We start from the raw sequence: 12,828 nt of genomic DNA, 5'->3' as shown, positions 1-12,828 counted from the left end.
CGCCTATATTGTCCGTGTTGGTGCATAATATTTTAGATTTTATGAAACTGAAAGAAAAAGGTTATGAATCATCCGGATATTGCTAGACGTGTTTACAATCATACTTGGAAACTTGATCCCATTATTCGTTCACTTCTTGATACGGATTTTTATAAGCTTCTTATGGTACAGATGATTTGGGGGTTGTATCCTGATGTTAATGTTACTTTTTCCCTCATAAATCGCTCTAAAACAATACGTCTTTCCGATGATATTGATGAGAGTGAATTACGTGCTCAACTTGATCATGCTCTTAGTTTGCGCTTTACAAAAAAAGAAATGATCTGGCTTGCTGGTAATACATTTTATGGACGCAAACAAATTTTTGAACCGGATTTTCTTCAGTGGCTTGAGAATTTTCAACTCCCAGAATATGAACTAACCCGCAAAGATGGCCAATATATGCTTCATTTTTATGGTTCGTGGGCTCGTAGCTCTATGTGGGAAATTCCAGCCCTTGCTATTATCAGTGAATTACGTTCACGTGCAGCTCTCAAAAAACTAGATCGTTTTGCTCTTGATGTACTTTATGCGCGTGCTAAAGCAAAAATGTGGAGTAAAGTTGAACGTCTCAAAAAATTGCCTGATATTAAAATATCTGACTTTGGGACAAGGCGTCGCCATTCTTTTTTATGGCAGCGCTGGTGTGTGGAAGCATTAAAAGAAGGCATTGGTAATTCTTTTACTGGAACTTCTAATGTTCTTCTTGCCATGGATACGGATTTAGAAGCTCTTGGAACCAATGCACACGAATTGCCCATGGTTATTGCGGCTCTCAGCAACAACGATGATGAATTACGCAGAGCTCCATATCAAGTCTTGCAAGATTGGAACCGTTATTATGGTGGAAATCTTCTCATTGTTTTACCTGATACCTTTGGTACAGAAGCATTTTTACGCAATGCACCAGATTGGGTCGCTGATTGGACAGGTTTCAGACCCGATAGTGCGCCCCCTATTGAAGGTGGTGAACGTATTATTCAATGGTGGAAAGAAAAAGGAAAAGATCCACGCGAAAAACTTTTAATTTTTTCTGATGCTCTTGATGTCAATACAATTGAAAAAACCTATCATCATTTCCATGGCAGAGTGCGCATGAGTTTTGGATGGGGCACGGATCTTACCAATGACTTTACAGGCTGTGCACCTCAGGAAATCGAAACTCTTGATGCTCTTTCCCTTGTTTGTAAGGTGACCTATGCCAATGGTCGACCAGCCGTAAAGCTTTCAGATAATCCTGAAAAAACGATCGGTGATTCAAAAGAAGTACAACGTTATCTCAATTTTTTTGGTAATAAAAAGCGAATTGCTAGACCTATAAAGACGTAGTTTCCGGTTCTTTAAACGAGTATATTGACTCATCATATTGTTCATAAGATTGATTTTTGTCCTACCCTAAGGATGAGGGTTCTTAACCTTTGCTGGTCTGTAAATAGTTCGGTTGTTTTTTAAGAATTATCCTTAAGCTAAGAACAGATGTAACATTAAAGATTGATATAATAGACCGGCTTCTTAACTGTATAAGTATAAAATGATGATGTTTAGTAAGCTTTGTATTATATCTTCATTAAGAGATATGAAAATAAACGAAACGTCTTTTTAGAAAGAAAAGGCTATCATATCAATGACTTTTCAATGACGTATATATAGAGATTCATACAAACATGTCTTATAAAAATAATGACTCTCTTCCATGAATGTGGTTTATCCAAGTGAGAACATTTTGAGTGTGCGTAAACAGTCTTCTTTGTTCATAAAAATCATTTCACAAATATATTATTAATTAATTGCTTTCAAAAAGCTTACTACGTCATATGCATTTTGGATATGGAGAGCTTATATTCAAAACTTAAAAGTCCTCATAGTTTTTACAAATAAGTCGAAGCTAAAAAGAATATCTCATAAAGCCTTTTCTATCATTATGAAGATGGACGTGTTACAATATAAATGGCAATCAGCAGTAATATAACCGCAACAAGTAAGGAAATCCATAAAGGAGGGTGTACCATTACGAAAAAGGATAAAAATCCTCCTGTCATACTCATTATTGCAAAAACTTTAATGAATGGAGAGATTGCTTTTTTTTCTTCCCATCGCTTAATAGGGGGACCAAAAATACGATGATTATTCAACCATTGATGAAAACGTGGAGAAGAACGCGTAAAACACCATGAGGCAACTAACAAAAAAGGCACAGTTGGCATAATAGGTAATACTACACCGATAATACCTAATATAACCATTGTCCACCCTGCTATATAATAGCAGATACGCAAAGGGTGAGATATCTTCAAATCTTTTTTCATTTTCTTGTATTTTTTTCCTCTACGCAAAACCCTCTACAAAAACATTATATCTATTTTTTTCTGTTTACATGTCTGAGTGCACAATTACTTTCTACCCCTTCATGCGTAAGCGTCTTTGCTGTTATAAGTTCCTTGAAAATACCAAATAGCTCACGCAATATGATAATCATTTTAAATGATTTCAAGAAAAGAGAAGAGATTTTAGAAAATCAAAAAAATAAAAAGGCTGCAGAATAAATCGATGCAGCCTCTTAATTAAGAATGCAGCGTTGGGGGGAGAAAATGTACCGCATTCACTTGCTAGACATTAGGAGGAAAAATAACCTAGCGCCTCGAACTCTAATTAAAATAGAAATGAGAAACAATATATAAAAATGCATGGCTGATATGCATGAATTTTAACACTTTTAAGTTTCTTGAACTGTGTTTTGACGAAAAAAAATCATCATGAAAATAGCCATAAAAATCAACGTCAAGATCAACACAATTGTGGAAGCAGAATCAGAGCCGATAAATAAGCTGAGATAAATCCCTAAAAAACCAGAAAAAGCTGCAACAAGTATCGCGATCATTAACATAAAAGAAAACCGCTTTGTAACAAGATAGGCAATTGCTCCTGGTGCTATCAGTAAAGAAATAACGAGCACGATACCTACAGCTTTCAAAGCCGCAACAATTGTAAGAGAAATCATCGTTAGAAGGGTATAGTGAAGTAGAGATATTGGTAACCCCATTGCATGTCCTTGAACTGTATCAAAAATATACAACATAAAGTCGCGCCATTTTGCTGCTAAAATGAAAGTGACAACAGCAGAAATGATCGCCGTTTGTGTTATATCAAGCCAGTTAACACCTAAAAGATTACCAAATAGAATATGATTCAAATCTAAGCTACTATAAATAGACGTGGCTAAAACAAGCCCCAAACCAAACATCGAAGAAAAGACCACACCCATCACCGTGTCCTGTTTGATACGGCTATTGCTTCCTAAAAAACCCGTTAATAGTGCACACACCATTCCTGCAACAAAAGCACCGCAAGTAATCAGAGTCATTGTAATATTCTCTGGACGCATATGTTGAAACCAAGCAAATGGCAAAGAAGTCAGAAATGCAATTACCCATGGTGTTGTCATATAACCAACAACAACACCTGGAAAAACTGCATGAGAAATGGCATCGCCTAACAGCGCCCATCCTTTCAAAATAAGAAAACAGGAAAGCATCGCCATGGGAATAGAAAGAATCATGACAATAAGCATACCCTTAAGCATAAAAGAAAACTGAAACGGAAGTAGTAATTGATCAATCATGATAATATTACACCCTTTTTTGCCGCATTTATGCGTAAGCGCGCAGCAATATACCCATGTTTAGGAGCAAAAATAAAAGCCAAAACAAATAAAGATGCTTGAAAAAGCACAACAACCCCCCCCGTTTGTGCATTTAAAAAATAACTCACATAAACACCCAAGACACTTGTGAATGTTCCAATTACAACTGCAATAACCAAGATATTCACGAAACGATCACTTAAAAGATAGGCTGTAGCCCCAGGTGTCACAACAAGACAAATGACTAAGAACGCTCCAACGGTTTGCATAGCAGCAACAGTACAAGCAGCAAGTAATGTGAAAAAGAGAATCTTTAAAAACTTTACATTTAATCCAATGGCATGCGCATGCGTTTCATCAAATAACGAAACAAGAAGATCTTTCCATTTCAAAAGCAATATAAGCAACGAAAAAAAGCCGATAAAAGCCAATTGTAGAATATCTGATGAACTAACGGCTAAAATATTTCCCAAAACAATCGTATCAATATTAACAGCCATTGGTTTTAATGATTTGAGAAACAACCCAAAGGCAAAAAAGGAAGAAAAAATGAGCCCAATAATGGTATCTTCTTTCAGCTTTGTCCGGTGGTTAAAAAAGAGCATTGCTGCTGCTGCAAGACCACCAGAAAAAAAAGCGCCGAGTGAAAAAGGTAATCCTAAAAGATAAGCTCCTGCTACACCAGGAACAATTGAATGGGAAAGAGCATCACCAATTAATGACCAACCTTTTAACATCAAAAAAGCTGAAAGAAAGGCACAAACACACCCAACTAATCCAGAAACCCACATTGCATTCACCATATATTGATAGCTCAGTGGCTCAAGCAACCAAGAAATCATGCAACGTGCTCCACTCTTTCAATGTCTTCACAAACTGCAGACTGCTTTCTTCCTATGAAAACATCATTTTTTTTTGTGCTTTGAAGATCAAAAATATGGTGGTGCAAAGACCCTCCAAAGGTTTTCTCCAGATTTTCCTTTGTAAAGATTTTTTCTGTTAACCCAGAAGCTAAAACGGTTCCTTTTATTAAAACTGTATGATCACAAAATTCGCGAACAGAACCCAAATTGTGAGTTGAAACCAAGATCACTGCTCCTTCTTTACGAAGATCTTGTAACAAAGCAATGATTTTATCTTCTGTTGTAACGTCAACCCCTGTAAATGGCTCATCTAATAAAATAGCTTTTGCTTTCTGTGCAAGAGCGCGCGCTAGGAAAACGCGCTTTTTCTGTCCACCAGAAAGTTCTCCAATCTGGCGCTTGGCAAAAGCCAACATATCAACGCGTTCTAAGGCAATACGAACGGCTTCATAATCTTGTGTACGGGCATAGCGAAAGAAATTCATATGACCGTACCGCCCCATCAATACAACATCTTCGACCAAGACAGGAAAATTCCAATCAACATCTTCACTTTGAGGAACATAAGCAATAAGGTTTTTTTTCAAAGCTATATCAACGGGCAAATCAAACATGCGAATTTTTCCCTTTGAGGGGCGTACAAACCCCATAATCGCTTTAAATAACGTTGACTTACCGGATCCATTAACACCAACTAATGCCGTAACAGAACCCTTTGGACTTTCAAAATTTACTTCGCGTAAAGCTGTATGTCCATTACGATAAGTTACCGTTACTCCTTGGGCAAATATTCCAGATTCTGTCATTGGCTTTTTACTCCCTCTAATAAAGCATTGCTAATACGCCCACTCGTGACACGTAATAAATCAATATAAGTGGGTACCTCACCATTTTTCTCACTTAAAGAATCAACATAAAGAACACCACCATATTTAGCCCCTGTTTCTCTGGCAACCTGTTTAGCAGGTGCAGGGGAAATAGTGCTTTCAGAAAAAACTGCATGAATATTGTATTTGCGAACCATATCAATAACATGCTTGACTTGCTGTGGTGTTCCTTGTTGGTCAGCATTGATGGGCCATAAATAAAGTTCTTTTAGATTAAAATCACGCGCCAAATAGCTAAATGCCCCCTCACTGGTCACAAGCCAACGCTTATCTTGCGGTACGGCTTCTAATTCAGCCTTAATTGGATCAATCGTTGCACGAATTTTCTGTTTATAAATTTCAGCATTCTCTTTATAAATAGCAGCATGTTCAGGATCATATTTCACAAAAGCATCGCGAATATTATCAACATAAATCAAAGCAGAGGTTGGTGACATCCAAGCATGAGGATTGGGTTTACCGCTAAAGGGGCCCTCACCAATTTTAATGGGTACAATACCTTTTGAAACAACAACACTTGGAACATCCTTGATATTTTGAAAAAACTTTTCAAACCAAAGCTCTAACTCTAATCCATTCCACAATACAAGGTTAGCTCCCTGGGCACGCATAAGATCGCGTGGGGTGGGTTGATATTCATGAATTTCCGCACCTGGTTTTGTAATGGATTCAACCTCAGCGGCATCACCTGCTACATTGCGTGCCATATCAGCAATGATAGTGAATGTCGTAACAGCTTTAAATTTACCAGCACACAAAGCAAAATTGGGTGTAAAAAAAATAACACTTCCAAAAACTATGCTGAAAAACGTTCTTACGTTCATTGATTCTCTCTTTCCTCTATATGCTTTCTTTTTATTGCAAATAATTTGCATTATCATTTAGCAATAGCAGTTATCTTTTACATTTGCAATGAAGGATTAAGAGAAAAAATAACTTTTCAAGATGTTTAAAAACAGCTTTTTTCATATTGAAAAAATTGATGATTTAAGCAGCTTGTTTTGGTAAGGAGCACCGCTTTCAAGAAGCTCTATCGCTCTTGAATGCCAAATAAAAAGGGAGCACTCAAAAATGCTCCCACTTCATGTAAAATATCTCATAAAAAATGAAAATACTCAGTAGCGCAAATATGCACCTGTCATTTTGGTAACATTATCCACGATCTTTAAGGCAAGCTTTTCTAAATCTTCATCTGTTAGAGTCCGTTCTATGGGCTGAATAGTTACTTCAATCGCAACAGATTTTTTATCTTCGCCAAAGCTTAAATCTTCAAAAATATCAAAAATCTGCACTGAATGAATAAGTTTTTTATCGGCTCCACTTGCCGCACGAATAATAAGAGAAGAGGCAACAGTTTTATCCGCTATAAAGGCAAAATCACGCCGCACCATTTGAAAAGGTGAGAGTTTCAAAGGAGGACGGCTTTTGGTCGTTTTTTTCTTTGATTCTGGAATTCTGTCTAGAAAAATTTCAAAGCCGCATAAAGGGCCACTAACATCTAACTTTTCTAATGTAGCAGGATGAAAAACACCAAAAAAACCAAGAATAATCTTTGATCCAAGTTTTATGACACCTGAACGACCAGGATGATACCAATCGGGCGCTCCTATTTCAATCTGCACTTTCCCAACATCCATATCGCATGCTTCTAAAATAGCTAAAGCATCTGCTTTGGCATCAAAAACATCAACGACGGTTGCATTGCCATTCCAAAAACGACCAGCCCCTTTAAATTGCTCTGTTCCGCGACGAATCCCACTAACAACACGGTGTTGTTTATCAGGGGTATCGCCTTCATAAATATTGGAAACTTCAAACAAAGCAAGATCGGAAAAACCACGATCAGCATTTCTCTGTGCCGCCATAATCAAACCAGGTAAAAGGGAAGGACGCATCATTGACATATCAGCAGCAATAGGATTAACCAATTTAAGCTCTTCTTGACCTCCTCCAAAAGCAAGAGCTTGATTTTCAGAAATAAAAGACCATGTTACCGCTTCTTTCATACCACGTTGCACTAAAGCCAAACGTGTAGCACGTGAACGAATTTGTGCGCATGTTAAAATTTGATCTTTTCCTTCTGCGAAGTTTTCCAAAGGAATAGGTTTAATTTTATCTAGCCCATAAATCCTCATGACTTCTTCCACCAAATCGGCTTTCCCCATAATATCAGGGCGCCATGATGGTACTTTTACTGTAACGACATCTCCTTTTCCTTCAACGAAAAATCCAAGTTTTGTTAAAATAGAGATGACTTTTTCAGGTTCTATTTCCAAATTTGTTAAACGTTTAATTTCAGAAAAAGGAAAAGCGATCTGTTTGATTTCTTGTTGCTGATAGCCAACGATCCTCTTCTTAGATACTTCACCACCACAAAGACGTAAGACCAATTCTGTTGCAATCTCAAGCCCTGTTTCTATAAAAGCCGGATCAACACCTCGTTCAAATCGATAACGTGCATCACTGATAAGACCTAATGCTCTTCCTGTTTGTGCAATGCTTTGCGCATCCCAAAGCGCTGATTCAATAATAACGCGACGTGTTGTCTCATCACAACTCGTTCTTTCACCGCCCATGATACCGGCAATCGAAACAATCCCCTCTTCATCTGCAATGGCACAATTCTTAGCGCCCAAATGATAGATTTTTCCGTTCAGTGCTTGAAGCTGTTCTCCCTCACGAGCACAACGTACACACAAATTACCTTTAATTTTATCTGCATCAAAAACATGGAGTGGACGACCAAGGTCAAAACTTATGTAATTGGTCATATCAACAAGCGCATTAATCGGTCTCAAACCAATTGCATTCAAACGCTGTTGCATCCACTGAGGTGATGCACCATTTTGAACATTGCGCACTTCACGCCAAGCAAAACCTAAACATAATGATGAATCTTGCGAAAAATCTAATGAAACATCGAGAGGTGTTTCAAAGGAAGGCTCAAATTTTGACAAGGATAATTCTTTTAATTTTCCCATTCCAGCGGCAGCAAGATCACGGGCAATACCACGAACACCTGTACAATCAGAGCGATTGGGGGTCAAACCAATATCAATGATCGGATCATCTAAACCAGCATAAGTTGCAAATGAATCTCCAATAGGTGCATCTTCTGGAAGTTCGATAATCCCGTCATGTTCATTTGATAATTCAAGCTCCGCTTGCGAACACATCATCCCAAAACTTTCAACACCGCGGATTTTTCCTACAGATAATGTCACATCGAGTCCTGAAATATAAGTGCCTGGTAGTGCCAGAACACCAACAAGACCTGCACGCGCATTTGGTGCTCCACAGACAACTTGAACAGGTGTAGAAGTCCCTGTATCGACGGACAGAATCTGGAGTTTATCTGCATCAGGATGCTTTATTGCTGTTAAAACTTTTGCAATCACAAAACCTTTTAAAGAAGACCGATCATCAACGTAATCAACCTCAAGACCTATAGCTGTTAGTTTCTCACAAATTTCATCCAAAGATGCACTTGTCTCTAAGTGATCTTTTAACCACGATAATGTAAATTTCATTTTAAAACCTCACATGAAAGCGATGACTAAGATCACATATTTCTATTAGGAAAAAAAGCAGGCATATCAAAGCAACGAAAGCCATAATGGTCTAACCAACGCAGATCAGCATCAAAAAAAGCTCGTAAATCAGGCATACCGTATTTCAACATGGCAATACGATCAATGCCCATTCCCCATGCAAAGCCTTGATATTCATCGGGATCTAAACCAACATTTTTCAACACATGAGGATGCACCATTCCGCATCCTAAAATTTCCAACCAATCCTGTCCTTCTCCGAACTTTACTTCTGAACCAGAACGATCACATTGAATATCCACTTCCATAGATGGTTCGGTAAAAGGGAAAAAAGAGGGACGAAAACGCATTTTTACAGAGGGAACTTCAAAAAATTCTTTACAAAAGGTTTCATGTAGCCACATCATATGGGCAATGGTGGAGGTTTTATCAATGACAAGACCTTCTACCTGATGGAACATGGGCGAATGCGTCGCATCCGAATCCATGCGGTAAGTTTTTCCAGGAATAATGATCCGTATCGGTGCTTTTTGTTTTTCTAGTGTGCGAATTTGTACGGGTGATGTATGGGTCCGCAATAATTTTCGTTCTCCCATTTTATCGACATCAAAAAAGAAGGTATCATGCATTTCGCGTGCTGGATGCCCTTCAGGAAAATTCAATGCCGTAAAATTATAATAATCTGTTTCAATATCAGGTCCCTCTGCAAGAGAAAAACCCAACTTCGTATAAATGGCAATAATTTCCTCAATCACCTGTGAAATAGGATGAATGCGTCCCCGTTCTATAGGTGAAGAGCGAACAGGCAAGGTAACATCAACCGTTTCACGAGAAAGACGGGCATCCATTGCCTGTCTTTTCAGAAGATCACGCTTTTGCGCCCATAATTCTAAAATACGATTTTTTAATCCATTAAGAACTGGTCCAACTTTATGGCGCTCGCTAGCATCCATCTTCCCTAATGCTTTTAATTTTTCAGAGATGCTACCTTTTTTACCCAATGCTGCAATACGCACTGCTTCAAGTGCCTGTTCATCACCCGCTGCCTCTAAGGCTAAACAAATTTCTTGTTCCAGACGCTCAATATCGTTCATATTTTTGCCTATTTTTTTAATAAAAAAAACCCGCACTCGCAACAGCCAGCACGGGACCTCGAATAAATAAATGCTTTAAGAGAACACGACTGGCTTACTTGACAGCGCCTTCAAAAGCATTAGGTGTCGTATTTTTTAAATATTCCAAAGCCTTTTTTGCCGAAGCTACTAAAGCAGAAAATGCTTCTGCTTCGTGGATTGCTATATCTGAAAGAACCTTACGATCAACCTCAATACCGGCTTTTGATAAGCCATCAATAAAACGTCCATAAGTTAAACCTTCTGCGCGAACAGCCGCATTAATTCTCTGAATCCACAAAGCACGGAAAGTACGTTTCCTATTTTTGCGATCACGATAAGCGTATTGCTTTGAACGATCAACTGCTGCTTTAGCTGCACGAATGGTATTTTTACGACGACCGTAAAAACCTTCAGCCTGTTTAAGAACTTTTTTGTGCTTAGCGTGTGCTGTCACACCTCTTTTCACACGTGCCATATTATAATCTCCTCAAAATCAAAAGCGTAAGGTTTAAACACCATTCGGCAAATAATGCTGAACGACTTTTTTAGCATCTTGTTCACACAAAACCATTGTCCCACGTGCATCGCGAATAAATTTATTCGAACGCTTAATCATACCGTGGCGCTTACCGGCAGCTGCTACTTTAATTTTGCCTGACGCAGTGATTTTAAACCGCTTTTTAGCGGATGATTTGGTCTTCATCTTGGGCATTTTGCTACTCCGTACATTAATTTATTCAATCAAATATTTTATTCACTCAAGCGGACCAACGCTTGAACAAGCATTTAAACAGCCACGGCATGCCCTGCCGGGCGGTTCTAATAGTGTTTCCATAAGCCACTATACACAAAATAGCAAGACCGTATTACAAAAAAATCGGAGCTCCATTGCCTTGAAGCTCAACTAAAGGTGCCGGAATAGCATTTGTTTTGATAGCTGCTTTACATAGATCAGCAATAATGCATTGCCTACATTGTGCTTTACGTGCTTGGCAAACATAGCGTCCATGTAAAATAAGCCAATGATGTGCATGACGAAGATAATGGATTGGTATAATCTTTAATAATTTCTTCTCAACAATCTCTGGTGTTTTGCCAGGCGCTAAACCAAGACGATTGCTTAAGCGAAAAATATGTGTATCTACTGCCAATGTAGGCTGACCAAAAGCAACATTCAAAACAACATTAGCTGTTTTGCGCCCCACTCCAGGAAGGGACATAAGTGCTTCACGCGTATCAGGTACTTGACCGCCATAACAATCAATTAAACAGTTGCAAAGTGCATAAACATTGCGTGCTTTTGCTCGCCAAAGACCAATTGAACGGATATAATGTGCTATTTCTTCCTCTCCTAATGCAACCATTTTTTCCGGTTGATCAGCAAGGCGAAATAATTCTTTTGTCGCTTTATTAACGCTTACATCTGTCGCTTGAGCCGAAAGCACAACGGCAACCAAAAGCGTAAAAATATTTGTATAGATAAGATCACTCTTAGGCGCTGGGCGTTGCACAGAAAAACGGCGAAATATTTCTGCAATTTCATTTTCATTATATAATATACCAGATAAATTTCGCACGTTTGACAATTTTATGGTACTTTGAGGCATTGAACTCTCTTAAATCTTCTCTCTTGAAGTTATCATTCACGCTCGCCATATGAGAGGAATGCAGCGAACACTTTTATAGAGTTTGGTCAAGTAAAGCCGTTTTAAAGAGGATACTCATGAATGACACATGTGACACCTTTCTCCAATCCCTTCCTTTTAGGGTTTGAAACCGTAGAAAAAATATTGCAACGTATCGGTAAAGCTGATGAGGCTTACCCAGCCTATAACATTGAACGTTTGCATAAAAATGATGATGCAAATCATATCCGCATAACTTTGGCTGTTGCTGGATTTAAGATTAACCATCTTAATATTTTGCTCGATGATAATCAATTGGTTATTCATGGTAAACAAACAGATAACCAAAATCATCAATATTTATATCGCGGTATAGCTGCGCGACAATTCCAGCGAACCTTTGTTCTCGCGGAAGGGATGCATGTTACAAATGCAGAGTTGAAAAATGGTCTTTTATCAATTAATCTGTATCAACCAAAGTTAAAAAAAGAAATAAAACAGATTCCAATTAAAGTCAGTAGTGGTGAGTCATAAAAGTTAAGGCGTAAAGGAACAGTGAAATGGGAGAACATAAACAGAACTTGTCGTTTCAGAACACATCCTACTCTGATGCGGGACAGATTGCCTATTTAAAAAAAGTTTGTACAGATGATTTGGCTAAAAATTTTCCAGATCTTCCACCAATGACCCCAGGAATTACGATATGGGCTCTCTTTGGTGAAACAGGTTATCCTATCATTTTATCCGATGAGCGTTCTATCGCTCTTGCTGGAGCCAATGAGCATGAACTACAAATTGTAACTCTGCACTAGATTACCTTACGAGAAAACGCTGTACTCTTTGTAAATTCTATCTGTTTTTTCGTAAAGGGTGTAATGTGAGTTATAATGAGATAAGTATTGGTTTATATTCATAATTAATTTTTTACAACTGGAATGAGAGTCCCGAATATCATAAGGTTCTCTCATTTTAGATCCTCTTGTATTAAAACAATTAAAGTCACTTGCTTGTATGTCACACGCAGGGAAAGCCGTTTAGATAAAAACGCTTGAAGGAAGGAATAAAAATATCTCTTGTTAATTGTCTTAATTACCAAGGATGTTCGCAA

The 12,828-nt window shown here is 38.1% G+C and carries 13 protein-coding genes; 3 read left to right on the top strand and 10 right to left on the bottom strand.

The genetic code is table 11. The features are described from left to right. Positions 1-63 precede the first annotated feature (63 nt). Entirely contained in the window at positions 64-1,368 is a 1,305-nt protein-coding gene (gene pncB / locus ACFIJQ_RS00385) for a nicotinate phosphoribosyltransferase (protein WP_375627968.1), read from the top strand. A gap of 590 nt (positions 1,369-1,958) precedes the next feature. Here pncB and ACFIJQ_RS00380 read toward each other — a convergent pair. From ACFIJQ_RS00380 to nth, 10 genes are all read right to left on the bottom strand, one after another. Further along, complete coding sequence (locus ACFIJQ_RS00380; protein ID WP_012754508.1) at positions 1,959-2,345, bottom strand: YbaN family protein; 387 nt, start codon at positions 2,343-2,345, stop codon at positions 1,959-1,961. A gap of 407 nt (positions 2,346-2,752) precedes the next feature. Beyond that, on the bottom strand, positions 2,753-3,658 hold the full coding sequence (locus ACFIJQ_RS00375; RefSeq protein WP_012754509.1) for a metal ABC transporter permease: 906 nt from the start codon (positions 3,656-3,658) through the stop codon (positions 2,753-2,755). Further along, the gene (locus ACFIJQ_RS00370; protein WP_012754510.1) at positions 3,655-4,521 is read right to left on the bottom strand and encodes a metal ABC transporter permease; all 867 of its coding nucleotides are present in this window, start codon (positions 4,519-4,521) and stop codon (positions 3,655-3,657) included. The genes ACFIJQ_RS00375 and ACFIJQ_RS00370 overlap by 4 nt, the downstream gene beginning before the upstream one ends. Then, positions 4,518-5,348, bottom strand: a complete 831-nt coding sequence (locus tag ACFIJQ_RS00365; protein WP_273787488.1) for a manganese/iron ABC transporter ATP-binding protein — start codon at positions 5,346-5,348, stop codon at positions 4,518-4,520. Before ACFIJQ_RS00365 ends, ACFIJQ_RS00370 begins: the two co-directional genes overlap by 4 nt. Beyond that, a complete protein-coding gene (locus tag ACFIJQ_RS00360) occupies positions 5,345-6,253 on the bottom strand; it encodes a metal ABC transporter substrate-binding protein (RefSeq protein ID WP_375627965.1) in 909 nt (302 codons plus the stop codon). The genes ACFIJQ_RS00365 and ACFIJQ_RS00360 overlap by 4 nt, the downstream gene beginning before the upstream one ends. 291 nt (positions 6,254-6,544) lie before the next feature. Beyond that, positions 6,545-8,959 carry a phenylalanine--tRNA ligase subunit beta gene (pheT, locus tag ACFIJQ_RS00355; RefSeq protein ID WP_375627964.1) on the bottom strand — a complete coding sequence of 805 codons (2,415 nt, stop codon included), beginning with the start codon at positions 8,957-8,959 and terminating at the stop codon, positions 6,545-6,547. 32 nt (positions 8,960-8,991) lie between these two features. Next, positions 8,992-10,074 (bottom strand): phenylalanine--tRNA ligase subunit alpha, encoded by a 1,083-nt coding sequence (gene pheS / locus ACFIJQ_RS00350; protein ID WP_375627962.1) that lies wholly within the window; start codon positions 10,072-10,074, stop codon positions 8,992-8,994. A gap of 94 nt (positions 10,075-10,168) precedes the next feature. Continuing rightward, the gene (gene rplT, locus ACFIJQ_RS00345) at positions 10,169-10,570 is read right to left on the bottom strand and encodes a 50S ribosomal protein L20 (RefSeq protein WP_273787484.1); all 402 of its coding nucleotides are present in this window, start codon (positions 10,568-10,570) and stop codon (positions 10,169-10,171) included. 33 nt (positions 10,571-10,603) lie between these two features. Beyond that, positions 10,604-10,807: a 50S ribosomal protein L35 gene (gene rpmI, locus ACFIJQ_RS00340; protein WP_012754516.1), complete on the bottom strand. Its 204-nt coding sequence runs from the start codon at positions 10,805-10,807 to the stop codon at positions 10,604-10,606. Positions 10,808-10,961: 154 nt separating this feature from the next. Next, positions 10,962-11,702 (bottom strand): endonuclease III, encoded by a 741-nt coding sequence (gene nth / locus ACFIJQ_RS00335; protein WP_273787483.1) that lies wholly within the window; start codon positions 11,700-11,702, stop codon positions 10,962-10,964. 120 nt (positions 11,703-11,822) lie between these two features. On the opposite strand from nth, the gene ACFIJQ_RS00330 reads away from it, so the two are divergent. Next, a complete protein-coding gene (locus ACFIJQ_RS00330) occupies positions 11,823-12,254 on the top strand; it encodes an Hsp20 family protein (protein WP_012754518.1) in 432 nt (143 codons plus the stop codon). Positions 12,255-12,280: 26 nt separating this feature from the next. Beyond that, a complete protein-coding gene (locus ACFIJQ_RS00325) occupies positions 12,281-12,532 on the top strand; it encodes a DUF1150 domain-containing protein (protein ID WP_012754519.1) in 252 nt (83 codons plus the stop codon). The last annotated feature ends 296 nt before the right edge of the window (positions 12,533-12,828 follow it).

This window comes from Bartonella sp. TT67HLJMS, assembly GCF_042193375.1.
Classification (GTDB): domain Bacteria; phylum Pseudomonadota; class Alphaproteobacteria; order Rhizobiales; family Rhizobiaceae; genus Bartonella; species Bartonella grahamii.
Note: the sequence above shows the minus strand (reverse complement) of the source record. Positions and strands in the feature narration are given on the sequence as shown.